Below are 16,784 nucleotides of genomic sequence, written 5' to 3'. Positions count from 1 at the left end.
CGTTTTTTTACCGCAAATCGCCTCAAACCAAGGGTAAAAACGGGTTTGAGGCGGCTGTCAGCCCCGATAAAGCCAAGCCTGGCTACAATTAACACCATGCGCAAAAACCCCGCACTCACCCGCTTTATCGCCGCTACGCGCGCGATCGGCGCTGCGCCGGTTTTTGCCCAGATCACCAAAACGACCACCATTAAAGGCTAGCAAGCCTGGTTCGTCGTGCCCTGCCGGCTCGATGAGCCGGGCCAAAAAGCCTTATTTTTGACTTTTTGAAGGGCAACGCAATGAAACTCAAAGGCAATCTCACGGGACTCGTCGGCTGGCGCGGCATGGTCGGCTCCGTCCTGATCGACCGCATGCAGGCTGAAGGCGACTTCGACCTGATCGAGCCGGTTTTCTTCTCGACCTCGAACGCCGGCGGCAAAGCCCCGGCCCAGGCCAAAAACGAAACTACCCTGAAGAACGCCTTTGACATTGAAGCGTTGAAGAAGTGCGACATCATCATCACGGCACAGGGCGGCGACTACACCACTGAAGTCTTCCCCAAGCTGCGCGCCGCCGGCTGGACGGGCCACTGGATTGACGCGGCCTCCACGCTGCGCATGAACGACGATGCCATCATCATCCTGGATCCGGTTAACCTCCCGGTCATCCAGAACGCCATGGCCAAGGGCGGCAAGAACTGGATTGGCGGCAACTGCACGGTGAGCTGCATGCTGATGGGCGTGGGTGCGCTGTACAAGGCCGGCCTCGTCGAATGGATGACCAGCATGACCTACCAGGCGGCGTCCGGCGGCGGCGCCCAGCACATGCGCGAGCTGCTGACGCAATATGGCACGCTCAATAGCGAAGTCCGCGCCTTGCTGGACGATCCCAAATCAGCCATCCTGGAAATCGACCGCCGCGTGCTGGCCAAACAGCAATCACTGAATAGCGATGAGACGGCCAATTTCGGCGTGCCGCTGGGTGGCTCGCTGATCCCCTGGATCGACAAGGACCTGGGTAACGGCATGAGCAAGGAAGAATGGAAGGGCGGCGCGGAAACCAACAAGATCCTGGGCCAGGGCGCTGGCTTCGGCACGGCTGAAACGCCGGTCGACGGCTTCTGCGTGCGCATAGGCGCGATGCGCTGCCACAGTCAGGCCCTGACCTTCAAGCTGAAGAAGGACGTGCCGCTGGCCGATATCGAGGCCATGATCGCCGCCGACAACGAATGGGTCAAAGTTGTGCCCAACACGCGTGAGGCCTCGATCAAGGACCTCACACCAGTCGCCGTGACGGGCACCATGCAGATTCCGGTGGGTCGCCTGCGCAAACTGGCCATGGGCCCCGACTACCTCGGTGCCTTCACCGTGGGCGATCAGTTGCTCTGGGGTGCGGCCGAACCGCTGCGCCGCATGCTCCGTATACTGCTTCAGGGGTGAATAATTCGGGGTAAGCGGTTGCCAACATGCGGCCGCTCATCCGTAACCACTTGTTTCCGTGCGTTGTCGTCTGACAACATCCTGAACATGTAAGTTGATGCTAACTCGATGTGTCAAAACTTAAGTGGTGTCTTAGCTTGTCAGCCTAATGCCTTGATGTTAAGGTTGTTTTTCGAAAATTCGCATCGAGGTTTTTGTGCGCTTAAGCAGAATAAAGTTACATGCAGACCGAGCACTGGAGGCTCCCAACCCCATGAATAAACGCGGTCGTTGGCGTATTGGCGCCCTGGCGAGTGCCATTGCATTGCTGGGCAGCCTGGCAAGTCTTGAAGCCCATGCGCTCGCGCTGGGCCGGATCACCGTTCAATCGGCACTGGGTGAACCCCTTCGCGCCGAAATCGAGATCACGGACCTCAAGCCCGATGAAGCAGCCAGCCTTCGGGCCGGTGTTGCACCGGCAGAAGCCTTCAGGGCAGCAGGCATGGAATACGGCACGGTGGTCACCGGCGTCGAAGTCAGCCTGCAACGTCGGACGGACGGACGGGCTTTCCTTCGATTGAGCAGCAACCGCCCCGTTACCGAGCCTTTCGTGGACCTCATCCTGGAGGCCAATTGGTCGAACGGGCGAATTACACGCGACTACACCATGCTGTTTGACCCGCCGGCCCTGCGGTCCGGCAGTAGCGGCACAGCAGTTGCGCCAACTGCACCTGTGCTGTCACGCCCCGGTTCGCCCAATGCCGCGCCGCCCTCCAAAGGCATCGCGTCCATCCCCTATTCCCCGTCAGGCCCCGGCTCCAGTGCCACCAGGCCCGCCCCCGTAGCCAAGGCACCTGCGGCAAAGGCGGAAAAAGCCCCTGCTGGCGACACGCAGGTCACCGTCAAATCCGGTGACACCGCAGGCAAAATCGCTGCCCAGAACAAGCCGTCCAGCATTTCACTGGACCAGATGCTGGTCGCCTTGCTCCGAAGCAACCCGGATGCCTTCATCGGCGGCAACGTCAACCGCATCAAGTCCGGCGCCGTGCTGGACATTCCGACCGCGGAATCGGCCGGTGCTGTCTCCCCCGGCGAAGCTACCCAGACCATCGTCGCGCAAAGCAAGGACTTCAACACTTTCCGCCGAAAACTCGCAGAAGGCGTGCCGGCGGCACAGGTAGCCGGTGCCGACCGCCAGGCCGGCGGCAAGGTGGAGGCCAAGGTGGAAGACCGGGCGCCTGCCAGCACCACCCCCGACAAGCTCACCCTGTCCAAGGGAGCCGTCAAGGGCAAGGCAGCGACAGCCGCCGAAGAAAAGATTGCCAAGGAACGGCAAGCCAAAGAAGCCTCGACACGGGTTGCGGAGCTGTCCAAAAATATTAACGAGCTCAACAAACTCGGAAGCGGTCCGGCAGCGGCACCCGCAGCCAGCGCGGCCAAAACGCCAGGTGTGGCTGTTCCAGCCCCGTCCAGCGTCACGGTGCCCGCGGCGGCTCCGGCAGCTTCGGCGCCTTCCATCGCCGCATCATCGGCAACCTCCGCCAAAGCAGCCGCTACAACCACACAGGCGGCCAGCGCAGCAGCAGTTGCCGGCACGACGCCTGCGGTTGCCATGGCACCCGCCTCTGCGGCCTCAGCGACGGCCGCAAGCGCCGAGCCGCTTGTAGCGGCTTCACAACCAGCCCCCGCGGCCAGTGAGCCCGCTGCTCCGGTCGCAGCCGCTCCAGTAGTACCCAAAAAGCCGGTCGTTGCGCCACCGCCGCCGCCGCCTGAACCCAGCCTGCTAGACGAACTGATGGAGAACCCCCTGGTATTGCCGGGCGTAGGCCTTCTGGTCGCGTTGCTCGCCGGATTCGGCTTTTACCGGTACCGCCAGCGCGCAGGCGGGGCCCAGGTTGACAGCTCTTTCCTTGAAAGCAGGTTGCAGCCCGATTCTTTTTTCGGCGCCAGCGGCGGCCAAAGAATTGACACGAATGAAGGCAACGCCACGGGCTCGTCCCTGGTGTATTCGCCCAGTCAATTGGACGCCGCTGGCGACGTAGACCCCGTAGCCGAAGCCGACGTGTACCTGGCATATGGACGCGACCTGCAAGCTGAGGAAATCCTCAAGGAGGCGATGCGCACCAGCCCCATGCGCGTGGCAATTCACGCCAAGCTGATGGAAATCTATGCCAAACGCCGCGACAGCAAGGCATTTGAGACCGTCGCCATCGAAGCCTTCAACCTGACCCACGGCAATGGCCCGGAATGGGCGTACATCACCGAGATGGGCCGAGAGCTCGACCCTTCGAACCCGATGTACCAGCCTGGCGGACAGCCCGCCGGCACAGCCTCTGCCGCCGGGACATCGGCGTTCAGCCCGGGCGGTACCGTGGCCATGGTGGCTCAACCGGTCAATGTCCCTGCGCCAACCCCGGCCGTGGACGTTGATCTTGACCTGGATTTCTCACTCGGTGATGAGCCTGATACAGCCACAACCCCTGCGGCAATATCGGCACCCGTTGCACCAAAACCAGTTGCCCCGCCCGTTACCAAGAAACCGGAACCCGCCGCCCTGAACATGGATTTCAGCAGCGCAACGGTTGCCATGCCTGCGGCCAAGCCACCGGCACCTGCTGCGGCCAAACCCGCCGAAGCGGCACCCGAGATTTCCTTTCTGTCCGAAGGCCTGAATTTTGAACCCGAGCCGTTCGTCCCGCCAGCCAAACCGGTTCCGCCGGTCAAGGCCGCTCCGGCTCCGGCCCCGGCAGTAGCCGACAGCGGCATGCTGGAATTCGACCTGGGCGCGCTTTCACTTGACCTGAATGGCCCAACAACGGAGAGTCCCGCTCCTGAGTTTGAAGTATCTTCTTCGTCGGATGACCCGCTTGAAACCAAGTTCATGCTGGCCGAAGAGTTCCGCTCACTGGGTGACACCGACGGTGCCCGCTCGCTGGCCGAAGAAGTGCTGGCAGAAGCCAGCGGCCCGTTGAAAGTCAAGGCGCAGGCGTTCCTGAACGCCTTGGCGTGAGCGCAGCCTGAACGCACCGCGTTCACTGCGCACCGGCCGGGGTTCAACCGTGAGGATTGCCCTCGGCGTCAGCTACAGCGGAAGTGCCTACGAGGGCTGGCAAAGCCAGCTCTCGGGCAATACCGTGCAGGACAAGCTGGAGCTGGCCTTGGCCAAGTTTGCCGCCCAGCCGATTCGTACCCTCTGCTGCGGGCGCACCGACGCTGGCGTGCATGCGCTGATGCAGGTCGTGCACTTTGACACGCCCCTGCAGCGCGATATCGCCTCATGGGTGCGCGGCACCAACACCTTTTTGCCCGGTGACATCGCGGTGCAATGGGCGCGTGAGGTCCCCGATGAATTCCATTGCCGCGGCAGCGCCATCGCACGCAGGTACGCCTACGTGGTGCTGGAATCGCCGGTACGGCCCAGCGTGGAGGCTGGGCGTGTCGGCTGGGTTTACCGGCCTCTGGACGGCGCTGCGATGCGACAGGCCGTCACGCACCTCATTGGCGAGCACGATTTCAGCTCTTTCCGGGCCGCGCAGTGCCAGGCCAAGTCCCCCGTCAAAACGATCAGCCGGATCGACATCTCCGAGCGTGCCGGTACGGGCTCCAAATACTGGCGCTTCGAGTTCGAGGCCAACGCCTTTTTGCACCACATGATTCGCAACATCATGGGCTGCCTGGTGGCTGTCGGCCAAGGCAACTACCCGCCAGGCTGGCTGGCCGAGGTAAGGGATGCGCGCAGCCGCGACGCCGCCGCGCCCACTTTTTCACCCGATGGGTTGTACTTCTTGGGACCGGTTTATGAAGACCACTATGGCCTCCCAAGTCGCACAGCGGCCTATGATTGGCTTCCATGACGCCCGCCACCCGCACCCGAATCAAGATCTGCGGCCTCACCCGCGAGGAAGACGTGGACGCGGCCGTGGCTGCCGGAGCCGATGCAATCGGGTTTGTAATGTACGAGGCCAGCCCGCGCTATGTGACAGCCGAACGCGCCGCCGAACTGGCTCGCCGCCTGCCTCCTTTCGTGACGCCGGTGCTGCTTTTCGTCAATGCTCCCGCTATAAAAATCATAGCTGCTTGCGCAGGTCTACCAACGGCTTTACTGCAATTTCACGGTGACGAAACACCGGAAACCTGCCTGGAAGCCGGGCGCCCGTTCATGCGTGCCGCACGCATTCCACTTGGTGAAAAAACCACTGAAAGCACGCCTGGAACCTCCGGCGGCTTTGATCTCGTAAAATACGCACAAGACTTCAAGGCCGCACAAGCCATCCTGCTCGACGCTCATGTCGAAGGTTATGGTGGCGGCGGGAAAACATTCAATTGGTCACTTCTTCCTCCAAACGTCAGCGCTCACCTCGTTTTGTCTGGTGGATTGACGCCTGCAAACGTGATCGATGGCATTTTGCAAGTCAGGCCGCGTTGCACAACGCTGGCCGTTGATGTCAGTTCGGGCGTCGAGATTTCCAAGGGAATCAAAAGCGCCGACAAGATCAACCAGTTTGTCGCGGCCGTTCGTGCCGCCGACGAGCTACTTGCAAAGAGTCTTAACCATGTACGAGTACCACCAGCCTGACGTTTCAGGCCATTTCGGAATTTACGGCGGCAGTTTTGTTTCTGAAACACTGACCCACGCCATCAATGAGCTGAAAGACGCTTACGCCAAATACCAGCACGACCCGGAGTTCCTCGCCGAATTCCACTCCGAGCTGGCGCATTTTGTAGGTCGCCCTTCCCCGATCTACCATGCCGCACGCATGAGCCGTGAGCAGGGCGGCGCGCAGATTTACCTCAAGCGCGAAGACCTCAACCACACCGGCGCGCACAAGATCAACAACACCATAGGCCAGGCCATGCTGGCGCGCCGCATGGGCAAGCCGCGCGTCATCGCCGAAACCGGCGCCGGCCAGCACGGTGTGGCCACGGCCACCATCTGCGCCCGCTACGGCCTGGAATGCGTGGTCTACATGGGCAGCGAAGATGTCAAGCGCCAAAGCCCCAATGTCTACCGCATGAACCTCCTGGGCGCCACCGTGGTGCCGGTCGAAAGCGGCAGCAAGACGCTGAAAGACGCGCTCAACGAAGCCATGCGTGACTGGGTTGCCAACGTCGACAACACCTTCTACATCATCGGTACGGTGGCGGGGCCCCACCCCTACCCCATGATGGTCCGCGACTTCCAGAGCGTGATCGGCACCGAATGCCTGCAGCAGATGCCGGAGTTCATTGGCACGAAGCAACCCGACGCGGTGATTGCCTGTGTGGGCGGCGGCAGCAACGCCATGGGCATCTTCCACCCCTATATCCAGCATGCCGAAACCCGCTTGATCGGCGTCGAGGCCGCCGGTGAAGGCCTGGACAGCGGCAAGCACTCGGCGTCGCTGCAGCGCGGCCTGCCCGGCGTGCTGCACGGCAACCGCACCTATGTGCTGCAAAACGACGACGGCCAGGTCACCGAAACGCACAGCATCAGCGCGGGCCTCGACTACCCCGGCGTCGGCCCCGAGCACGCCTTCCTCAAGGACATCGGCCGTGCTGAATACGTCGGCATCACCGACACCGAAGCGCTGCAAGCCTTTCACTATCTGTGCCGCACTGAAGGCATCATCCCGGCGCTTGAATCCAGCCATGCCGTGGCCTGCGCCATGAAGATGGCGCGCACCATGCGCTCTGACCAAAGCCTGCTCGTCAACCTGTCTGGCCGCGGCGACAAGGACATCGGCACCGTAGCCGACCTTTCCGGCGCGGAGTTTTACGACCGGCCTTCGATGCGCGGCCTCTCCGTCAAGGGCGGCGCGGCCTCGGCAGCGTCGTTCGACGCCAGCGGCGCCAAGGGAAGCGGGGTGCAGTCATGAGCCGCATTGCAACCACCTTCTCCACGCTGAAAAACCAGGGCCGCAAGGCCTTGATTCCGTACGTCACGGCGGGTTTTCCGTTTGCCGACGTCACCCCCGAGCTGATGCACAGCATGGTGGCCGGCGGCGCCGACGTGATCGAGCTGGGCGTGCCCTTTTCCGACCCCAGCGCCGATGGCCCCGTGATTCAGAAAGCCGGTGAAAAGGCCTTGTCCCTGGGCATCGGCCTGGCACAGGTGCTGGAGATGGTGCGCCAATTCCGCACCAAAGACAGCGCCACCCCCGTCGTTTTGATGGGCTACGCCAACCCTGTCGAGCGCTACGACATCAAGCACGGCGGCAGCAAAACCGAAAGTGCGTTCATCCGCGACGCCGCACAAGCTGGCGTGGATGGCGTGCTGATCGTGGACTACCCGCCTGAAGAGTGCGTGGAGTTTGCCGCCCGGCTGCGCGCCCACGGCATGGACCTGATCTTTCTGCTGGCCCCCACCAGCACCGACGCACGCATGGCCCAGGTGGCGCAAGTCGCCAGCGGCTATGTCTACTACGTCTCGCTCAAGGGCGTGACGGGCGCCGGCACCCTGGACGTGGACGCGGTGGAGGCCATGCTGCCGCGCATCCGCAAGCATGTGAACGTGCCCGTCGGCGTGGGCTTCGGTATTCGCGACGCCGCCACTGCCAAGGCCATCGGCAAGGTGGCCGACGCAGTGGTGATCGGCAGCAAGATCATCCAGCTGATTGAAAACCAGCCGCGCGACAAGGTGGCAGCGGTGGCGCATGACTTTTTGAAAGAAATCCGTACTGCTTTAGGCTGACTTTTCATGCTGCTTTTGCCGGGCAAAACATCGGAAAAACCGGCGCATAATTGCGCTTTTCGCCCGGCAAATGCCTCCGGATGCCGCCCGACACTCTAAGGACTAACTCGATGTCTTGGTTAGAAAAACTCCTCCCTCCCAAAATCAGCCCCACCGACCCGACCGAGCGCCGCAGCGTGCCCGAAGGCCTGTGGATCAAGTGCCCGAGCTGCGAAGCTGTGCTCTACAAGACCGACCTGGAAAAAAACCAGAATGTCTGCCCGCAGTGCAGCCACCACCACCGCATAGGCGCACGCGCCCGCCTGGACGCCTTTCTGGACCCCGAAGGCCGTTATGAGCTTGGCCAGGAAGTGCTGCCCGTCGACGCCCTCAAATTCAAGGACAGCCGCAAGTACCCCGAACGCCTGAAGGAAGCCCTGGAAAACACCCAGGAAACCGACGCCCTGGTCGTGATGGGCGGAGCCGTACACAGCATCGGCGTGGTGGTGGCCTGCTTTGAATTCGACTTCATGGGCGGCAGCATGGGCAGCGTGGTGGGCGAGCGCTTTGTGCGCGGCGTGCATGCGGCCATCGAGCAAAAAGTGCCCTTCATCTGCTTTACCGCCACCGGCGGCGCACGCATGCAGGAAGGCCTGCTAAGCCTGATGCAAATGGCCAAAACCAATGCATCGCTGACCCGCCTGGCCAAAAAAGGACTGCCCTACATCAGCGTGCTGACCGACCCGACCATGGGCGGTGTGAGCGCCGGCTTTGCTTTCGTGGGTGACATCGTGATCGCCGAGCCCAAGGCCCTGATCGGTTTTGCCGGCCCGCGTGTCATTGAGTCCACCGTACGCGTCACGCTGCCTGAAGGCTTTCAGCGCGCCGAGTTTTTGCAGACCAAAGGCGCAGTTGACCTGATCTGCGACCGCAGGGAACTGCGCAAGACCGTGGCCAATTCCCTGGCCATGCTGCTGCGCCAACCGGCTGATGCCGTCAGTTGAGAACCCGGCAAGCTCCCCTCGAAAAGCCCCTGAAGCAAAGCGTATTAGACGTACGAGAAGCTCACCGCACGGGTCACATGGGATGATGTGGTTCACGGCACTCCAAAGCACGATGAGACCATGCCAGAAGCCTTGACGCTGAGCTCCCTCCCCCTCTTCCCGCTGGGCGCGGTGCTATACCCGGGCGGCGTGCTGCCGCTGCGCATTTTTGAGGTCCGCTACCTCGACATGATCGGAAAATGCCACAAGGCCGGCGCGCCTTTCGGCGTTGTCTCGCTCACCGAAGGCTCCGAGGTGCGCCGGCCCGCCGATGCCGGCACACCCACGAGCGACGGCTTTGCAAACGAGGCCTTCAGCACCGTGGGCACCCTGGCCACCATCACTGAGTTTTCAATCCCCCAGCCGGGCCTGATGGTCGTACGCTGCACCGGTGCACAGCGCTTTGAAATCACCCGCCGTGAAAAACTCAGGCATGGCCTGTGGATTGCCGACGTCACCCGACTGGAAGACGACCAACCGGTGGAAATTCCGGTTGACCTGCAGGCCACGGCCAATGCGCTAGGCAAGCTGATCAAAAGCCTGCAGGAACGCGAGGTGCCGCAGGCACAAATGCCGCTATTGGCACCCTACAGGCTGAACGACTGCGGATGGGTCGCCAACCGCTGGTGCGAACTGTTACCGATGCCGCTGGAATTGAAGCAGCGCCTGATGCAACTGGACAACCCATTGATGCGGCTGGAACTGGTCGGCGACATTCTGGAACGTACAGGAATTTCGCTGTAAACAAGGAACCGGCCAAATCAGATCCGGGATTTGTACTCCGGAACATGACTGGTTAACCAAGCCTTCACGGTTTCGCCGGACGGTGCGGCACCAACAGCGGATATCCAGGCTGTTACATCGTCGATGGCAACGGCCTGATCGCCCGACGATTTGGCCACACGGAGCTTGGGATGGGGAGTGGGCTCCGTGGTTTCGTCATCAGCCATCAATTCTTCAAATAGTTTTTCGCCGGGACGCAAACCGGTGAAAGTGATCGGAATGTCGTGTTCGGATTTACCCGAAAGACGAATCATCATCCGGGCCAGATCCACAATTTTTACAGGCTCACCCATATCGAGCACGTAAATCTGGCCACTGCGCCCCATAAGCCCGGCCTGCAGTACTAATTTGGCGGCCTCCGGAATCGTCATGAAATAGCGCACGATGTCGGGGTGCGTCACAGTGATCGGGCCACCACGCGCAATTTGCTCAGTGAACAAGGGAACCACAGAGCCGCTTGAGCCCAGAACATTTCCGAACCGAACCGACACAAACTGGGTGTCGGTGTACTCGCGCGCAATGCTCTGCACCACGAGTTCCGTCATGCGTTTGGTGGCTCCCATGATATTGGTGGGATTCACTGCCTTGTCAGTGGAGATCAAGACAAACTTCTGGGCACCGCACGCACCGGCCACTTTAGCGGCGTGAATGGTTCCGAGAATATTGGTTCGGACCGCTTCGATTTCGTTATTCAACTCCATCAATGGGACATGTTTGTACGCTGCCGCATGAAAAAACACCGAGGGCTTGTACTGCATTGCGATGGCCTGCAAGCGGGCATGCTCCCTGACATTGGCCGTGTAATAGAGCCCCTGCATCTGCGGATGCGCTTCCCGCAGCTCCTGCTCCAGCTTGTAAATGGCAATCTCCGAGGCGTCCACACAAACCAGCCGGGCGACACCCAATCGCGCAATCTGCCGGCAAAGTTCCGACCCTATAGACCCGCCAGCACCCGATACAAACACGGTTTGCCCCGAAAAAAGCTCCGCCAGTCCCTGCGTGTCCAGTTCCACCGCCTGCCTGCCCAGCAAATCTTCCAGTTCAATTTTCCTCGGACTTGCGCTCTCGGACTGCAACCATTCATCCGGCCTCGGCATGGTTAGCAACGTCAGTCCGGGCGGACTGGACTGCATGAGGACCTCGCGACGCTCCCGAGAGCCCGGCGGACTGGCAATGAGCGCAGTTGATGCCCCCGTAGACGCAGCCATGTCGGCAATTGCAGCCGGAAATCCCAATACCGGTATCTGATGAAGATAACGCCCTTGTTCGGACTCAACGGATGAAGCAATACCCACACAATGCCACTGCCTGGATCCCTTGATCGCACGCAGGGCATCGGCAGCATCATGAAGCGATCCGACAATCAACAAGGCCCGGGATTCGTCCGACGGGCTACCGTGCTCGACAAATGTCCGCCAGGCAGCGCGAGCTCCGCCAAGCAATATCAATGCAACGAGTGGATGCAGCAGGAGGACAGATCGCGGAAAATCCGGATACCGGATCATCAGCACAGCGGCGGCAGCCAACAGTCCACCGAGAAATACCCCCCAAACCAGTTGCCGTAGCTCGGGCAGGCCAATGTACTTCCAGATTTGCCGGTCAACGCGTGCGATGACCAGTCCGGCCGAAGACCCAGCCAACGCCCATGGCATGCTCTGCAGGGCGAGTGCTTCAAACTCTTCAGGAATGTCAAAATTAAACCGCAACCAAAATGCGGCCCACCACCCTAAGCAAACCAGCAAGAGATCTGCAGTCCACAGCGGAACAGTCTCTTTACGCAAGCGCACGACGGCCCTCCATCATGAGCAGGACATGCCGCAAGTGATCAATCACACGATCCTGCTGAGCCGCATCAAGATTGGAGCCCGAAGGCAAACAGATACCGGTCCGGAAAAGACCGGCAGAAATATCGACATCAGGTTCATGCGAAAAATAAGGAGCATCCTCAAAGAGTGGCTGCAAGTGCATGGGCTTCCAGACCGGCCTGGCCTCAATCAAATGCCGCTCAAGCGCCTTCATCACCTGGCGGCTCCTCGCTTCGGCATCTGATCCCTGCAAGGTGAAACATGTCAGCCATCGGGTCGAGTGACAGCCTTCCGGCTCTGGCATCCACTGAAGTTGCTGAAAATCCGCCATCGCCTCTACATAACGCTCAAACACGCGCCGACGCTGCGAAACACGTTGTTCCAGCACCCGAAGCTGTCCTCGCCCAATTCCGGCCAGAACATTGCTCATGCGATAGTTAAATCCGATTTCGGTGTGCTCGTAATGAGCAGCGGGCTCACGTGCCTGTGTCGAGAGCTTTCGTGCCCTTGCGATCAGGTCGGGATCGTCAGCCACCAGCATGCCCCCTCCCGATGTCGTGATGATCTTGTTGCCGTTGAACGAATAAACTGCAACTTTTCCAAAAGCCCCACTACTCTTTCCCCTGTAGTGCGCGCCCAGTGACTCAGCCGCGTCCTCAAGTACAGGTACACCATAACGCTCGCAAATCGGAAGCAATGCGTCCATATCGGCGCTTTGGCCATACAAATTGACAAGAATGACGCAAGACGGCATTTTCCGCTCACGCTTGGCCCAGTCAAAAGCGCGTTCAAGAGCAGCTGGCGACATATTCCAACTCTCAGGTTCGGAGTCGATAAAGACCGGTTTTGCCCCGCAATAAACAATTGGATTGCAACTTCCAACGAATGTCAGGGAAGAGCAGAAGACAGTGTCATCGGGTTTCACGCCAAGCAAAATCAACCCAAGATGAATGGCGGCAGTTCCGGAACTGACAGCGGCGGCGTGTCCAACACCGACATGGCTTGCCAGCTCTGCCTCAAAACCGTCTACGTGAGGACCCAGCGGAGCTATCCAGTTGCTCTTGAAGGCATCATCCACAAACAGGGTTTCTTCCTCGCCGAGATGGGGCGACGAAAGCCAGACACGCTGCGATAACTCACGACGAAATATCACATCCAGCAACTTTCCCGCAGCGTCCAGCACTGGCACGTGATCTATCTGGTACTGATCCATTAACTGCAGTACTGCTGCCGCGCTTGCTTCCTCGCCAACTGTAATCGGCGGGGTTTCCGGCAACGTACTCACCGGCATTGAATCCCCAGCGTTGCCAAGAATGGCCCTTCGTAAATCGCCATCCGTCAGCGTACGCGCAAGCGCACCTTTGTTGTCCAGCACGAGCAGGATTCCGCGCCCAGTTTGGTCCATACGCAACAACGCTTCTCGTAACGTAAGACCTGGCGGTACGGTTAAAGCCGTCAGCATGGCTGGGTTCACTTGATTCTCCTTGCCGGGACACCTGCATAAACACCCGCGTCCACAAGGTTGGCACGCACAACAGCGCCAGCGCCGACAGTAACATCATCCGCAATGACGATACCTGGCAGTACGACTGCACCAGAACCGATCAACACACGTTGCCCGACTTTCACCTCACCCCCAAGAACCGCATTGGGTGCAATGTGGGAAAAGGATCCAACAAGGGCATCGTGATCGACCACGGCGCCATGATTGACAATGACACAAACCCCGACTCTTGCGCTCGGTGCTATCACTGCGCATGCCGCCGCAAAGCATCCCTCGCCAATAGTACAGAAGGGAGAAACCTGAGCCGCAGGATGAATCAGCGAAGCAAGGCGCGAATATCCCCACAACACGGCCTCGCGTTCGCGCGATAGGTTGTTGCCAATCGCGATGTGGATCAGATATGGGAACACCGCCAAGCCCTGCACACCGAGTAGATCTACGCCAGGCAAAAGTTCGCCATGACAGCGCTGCGGGTCGCGATCCGAGGCCACAATGTGCGTCCAGCGTTTCCCGCGCAGCGCAGCATCGGCCACCACCCGGCCATGACCACCCGCGCCGAAAACAATCAGCGACTCGGGTTTTATGGCTATCGCACGGGAATTCATGGTGTGGCGGCTATATTTACTCAATAGGAATTGATCTTCTCAAGCACTGAACGGTCCAGAGAAAGGTCGACAAGATGGCTCGCAATACGCGGACCCGACAGCCCATCACCATACCTATTGTCACACGGCCATTTTCCGTGCCTCAACGCTTCGGCAATCGCGACAGTGATCGCGCCGGCTTCTACGGGGACATCCTGTACATTGGCATTTCTTTCCCTAAGTCTCTGGCGATCACCGACGTTGACCACCGGTGTACCGAAGGAGGCGGATTCGATAATCCCAGCAGACGAGTTTCCGACCATCACAGCACAATGTCTCATGGCCGCACAAAATAGATTGCGCTTTAAATGACGGAACCGGCGAGACCCGGCGGGAAGTGCCACTTCGTCGAGCGCTTTCAAAATGTCACCGGAGCCGGCATCGGCATTAGGCTCCAACCAGACTACCGGCAGACCTGTCTTACCCAGCGCCTGCAACAGCGCGGTAGTCTGCCCACAAGCATCCCCCGCCTGCTGCACCACTGGGTGAAACACAGCCAGCACGAAGGCCCCTGCCGACAGACCAAGGCCCTCCCGACACGCTTCGGGAGAAATGTCCGCGTCCTGCGCCAAATCATCAAGGCCGGGGGCGCCCGTCACATAAATCCGCTGCTGCGGCTCGCCCATACGAATCAACCGCTCCCGTGACTGCTCGGTGGCTACAAGATGGTAGGTAGCCAGTTTGCTGATTGCGTGCCTGACTGGTTCATCAACCGTACCAGATCGCTCGCCGCCATGAACATGCACACAAACAATTCCCAGATGCAAGGCGGCAATCGCTCCTGCCAACATCTCGCCACGATCACCCAATACGACCAACAGGTCCGGACGTTCACGATCAAGCAGGACGGTCAGTCCCTTGAGGCACTCGGCGATACCGGCAGACATGCTCTGCGGGCTGCGCGTTGAAACATCGACAGGAATCTCCCCACAAATGCGCAGACCGGCATCGCGAATATCTTCAATGGTGTTGCCGTAACGGGCGTCGAGATGCATGCCGGTGACTGCCACACTGAGACCGGCAAGCCGTGCGGTTTCGATCAGCGTACTCCGCATCAAGCCAAAGTCGGCCCGCGTTCCGCTCAGGTAGATGATTTTTCGCCGATATTCGCCCATGGCACTCAATCGCCTTCCGAATCGGAGAGCTGATTCCATTGAATAACCGAATCCGCAGGAATTGCGACGAGCGAGCGTCGGCCAACGACACGCTGAAAATCCCGTGGCGCGATACCGGTCGCCGGCCGCCGGCAGGCCAGCATGGTTGCAAGCACAACTTCCCCGGGCGCTATGTCAACCGCAGCAACGACACTGCGTCGGGCGACACGAGCAGTGTCAATCTCCTCGGGAAGCGGTTGTTTAAGGCCGTCACCCAGCATCGCACTAACCCGTCTTATACCTTGCGCCATGCGCAAAAATTCACCAGGCTCAAGAGAAGCGCTGTGATCTGGCCCGGGAAGCGTGCGGTCCAAAGTAATATGCTTTTCGATCACGCTGGCGCCTATCGCCACCGCAGCGAGGGATGCTTCGACGCCCATACTATGGTCTGAGTAGCCGGTGGCAAGCCCGAGATCTTGCGCCATGCTTGCCAGCGCCAGAAGGTTCAAACTGCTATCAGGCGCCGGGTAGGCAGAAGTGCAATGCAATACCACGACATCGTGCAGGCCACCGCGTGCGGCACCGATCCAGCCGAGCGCCTCGCGAATTTCTGCCATCGTCCCCATGCCTGTGGAAATGATGAGCGGCAACCCGGTCGCCGCCGCATGTTCAACCAGTGTGCGATGTGTAAGTTCGCCCGAAGACAGCTTAAGCCGCCCGACACCGAGACGGACCAACATGTCAACGGCATCGACAGAAAACGGCGTAGAGAAAAATTCGATGCCGATGGCATCGCAATACTTTTTGATCTCCCCGTGCTGTGCCTCAGACAACTCCAGCTTCGCAAGCATCGCGAACTGGTCTTGAGCACCTGTTTGACGCTCCTGGTACTCCGCTGTCGGAGCACCACGAATGACCAGGTCTTCGGCCCGGAAAGTCTGAAATTTGACCGCATCCGCACCTGACGCTTTCGCCGCATCGCACAGACGTAACGCCATCGTAAGCTCGCCGTTATGGTTGACTCCCGCCTCGGCAATCAGAAAAACCGGCTTCGCCGCTTCGTTCCCTACCATGCGGTCCACCCGCCATCAACGACCAAATTATGACCCGTCACATATTTTGCGGCATCGCTGCTGAGGTAGCGCATTGCATTGACCATGTCATCGGCTCCGCCCATGCGCCCCAGGGGAGTGCGGCGCGAATAGTTTTCCACAAATGTATTATTTTGTCCGCTAAATACACCGCCTGGCGTCACGGCATTCACGCGCACACCACGATGGCCCCAGTACGCCGCCAGGTATTTTGTTAGTCCCCATAGACCGGCCTTGCTGGCGGCGTAGATGGCGGGAGTGTTAATCGCCCGACCAAGATATTCCGAGCCTTCATAAATGCGCTGGTCAGGCGCGACAATGCCATAGATTGACAGGGTGTTTACAATGCTGCCGCCGCCACGATGCGCCATCGCACCGCCGAACACCTGCGCACAAAGCATTGCGCCGGTCAGATTGACCGACATCACCTCATTCCATTCGTCAATCGGAAAGGTTTCGAAAGGCTCGAAAAAGTTTTCGCTTTTGGTCGCTGCATTGTTTAGCAGTACATCCGGGGTGCCCCATTTTGCGAACAACAACTCGAACGCATGTTTTACGTCATCCTGTCGGGCAATGTCTGTTGCGCAGGTCAGCAGACCCTCATGCGCCGGACCGAGGCTTTTCTCAAGAAGGTCGGCATCACGGTCGAGTGCGAACACCCGAGCGCCAGCTTCGATAAAGGCCGCGCTAATTTGACGCCCGATAATGCCCGCCGCGCCCGTAACGACGACGACTTTCCCATCAAGCCCGAATGGATCGCTCATACGCCGC

Annotated in this window: 14 protein-coding genes; 8 read left to right on the top strand and 6 right to left on the bottom strand. The window is 59.9% G+C overall.

Translation table 11 applies throughout. From position 1 onward, the window contains the following. Positions 1-281 precede the first annotated feature (281 nt). From asd to AC1D13_RS00730, 8 genes are all read left to right on the top strand, one after another. Positions 282-1,421: an aspartate-semialdehyde dehydrogenase gene (gene asd / locus AC1D13_RS00765; RefSeq protein ID WP_457279344.1), complete on the top strand. Its 1,140-nt coding sequence runs from the start codon at positions 282-284 to the stop codon at positions 1,419-1,421. A gap of 253 nt (positions 1,422-1,674) precedes the next feature. Continuing rightward, the gene (locus AC1D13_RS00760; protein WP_477688768.1) at positions 1,675-4,410 is read left to right on the top strand and encodes a FimV/HubP family polar landmark protein; all 2,736 of its coding nucleotides are present in this window, start codon (positions 1,675-1,677) and stop codon (positions 4,408-4,410) included. A gap of 49 nt (positions 4,411-4,459) precedes the next feature. Further along, positions 4,460-5,254, top strand: a complete 795-nt coding sequence (gene truA, locus AC1D13_RS00755) for a tRNA pseudouridine(38-40) synthase TruA (RefSeq protein ID WP_457279346.1) — start codon at positions 4,460-4,462, stop codon at positions 5,252-5,254. Further along, positions 5,251-5,976: a phosphoribosylanthranilate isomerase gene (locus AC1D13_RS00750; RefSeq protein ID WP_457279347.1), complete on the top strand. Its 726-nt coding sequence runs from the start codon at positions 5,251-5,253 to the stop codon at positions 5,974-5,976. The genes truA and AC1D13_RS00750 overlap by 4 nt, the downstream gene beginning before the upstream one ends. After that, positions 5,954-7,255: a tryptophan synthase subunit beta gene (trpB, locus tag AC1D13_RS00745; RefSeq protein WP_457279348.1), complete on the top strand. Its 1,302-nt coding sequence runs from the start codon at positions 5,954-5,956 to the stop codon at positions 7,253-7,255. The genes AC1D13_RS00750 and trpB overlap by 23 nt, the downstream gene beginning before the upstream one ends. Beyond that, positions 7,252-8,070 carry a tryptophan synthase subunit alpha gene (gene trpA, locus AC1D13_RS00740; protein WP_457279349.1) on the top strand — a complete coding sequence of 273 codons (819 nt, stop codon included), beginning with the start codon at positions 7,252-7,254 and terminating at the stop codon, positions 8,068-8,070. Before trpB ends, trpA begins: the two co-directional genes overlap by 4 nt. A 110-nt stretch (positions 8,071-8,180) precedes the next feature. Next, positions 8,181-9,053, top strand: coding sequence for an acetyl-CoA carboxylase, carboxyltransferase subunit beta (gene accD / locus AC1D13_RS00735; RefSeq protein WP_457279350.1), 873 nt, complete (start codon positions 8,181-8,183; stop codon positions 9,051-9,053). Positions 9,054-9,173: 120 nt separating this feature from the next. Then, positions 9,174-9,836: an LON peptidase substrate-binding domain-containing protein gene (locus AC1D13_RS00730; protein ID WP_457279351.1), complete on the top strand. Its 663-nt coding sequence runs from the start codon at positions 9,174-9,176 to the stop codon at positions 9,834-9,836. 17 nt (positions 9,837-9,853) lie between these two features. On the opposite strand, the gene AC1D13_RS00725 is transcribed toward AC1D13_RS00730, so the two are convergent. From AC1D13_RS00725 to AC1D13_RS00700, 6 genes are read right to left on the bottom strand one after another with little or no spacing between them, the layout of a single operon-like run. Then, positions 9,854-11,662: a polysaccharide biosynthesis protein gene (locus tag AC1D13_RS00725; protein ID WP_457279352.1), complete on the bottom strand. Its 1,809-nt coding sequence runs from the start codon at positions 11,660-11,662 to the stop codon at positions 9,854-9,856. Then, positions 11,649-13,154 carry a DegT/DnrJ/EryC1/StrS family aminotransferase gene (locus AC1D13_RS00720; RefSeq protein ID WP_477688767.1) on the bottom strand — a complete coding sequence of 502 codons (1,506 nt, stop codon included), beginning with the start codon at positions 13,152-13,154 and terminating at the stop codon, positions 11,649-11,651. Before AC1D13_RS00720 ends, AC1D13_RS00725 begins: the two co-directional genes overlap by 14 nt. Then, positions 13,151-13,789: an acetyltransferase gene (locus tag AC1D13_RS00715; RefSeq protein WP_457279354.1), complete on the bottom strand. Its 639-nt coding sequence runs from the start codon at positions 13,787-13,789 to the stop codon at positions 13,151-13,153. Before AC1D13_RS00715 ends, AC1D13_RS00720 begins: the two co-directional genes overlap by 4 nt. Before the next feature lie 20 nt (positions 13,790-13,809). Continuing rightward, positions 13,810-14,943 carry a UDP-N-acetylglucosamine 2-epimerase gene (neuC, locus tag AC1D13_RS00710; protein ID WP_457279355.1) on the bottom strand — a complete coding sequence of 378 codons (1,134 nt, stop codon included), beginning with the start codon at positions 14,941-14,943 and terminating at the stop codon, positions 13,810-13,812. A gap of 5 nt (positions 14,944-14,948) precedes the next feature. Next, positions 14,949-15,995, bottom strand: a complete 1,047-nt coding sequence (gene neuB, locus AC1D13_RS00705) for an N-acetylneuraminate synthase (protein ID WP_457279356.1) — start codon at positions 15,993-15,995, stop codon at positions 14,949-14,951. Further along, positions 15,989-16,777: an SDR family oxidoreductase gene (locus AC1D13_RS00700; RefSeq protein WP_457279357.1), complete on the bottom strand. Its 789-nt coding sequence runs from the start codon at positions 16,775-16,777 to the stop codon at positions 15,989-15,991. Before AC1D13_RS00700 ends, neuB begins: the two co-directional genes overlap by 7 nt. Positions 16,778-16,784 lie beyond the last annotated feature (7 nt).

This window comes from Polaromonas sp. P1_E12 (assembly GCF_056405975.1).
The sequence above is the reverse complement of the archived record's forward strand: the minus strand, read 5'-3'. Positions and strand labels throughout refer to the sequence as shown.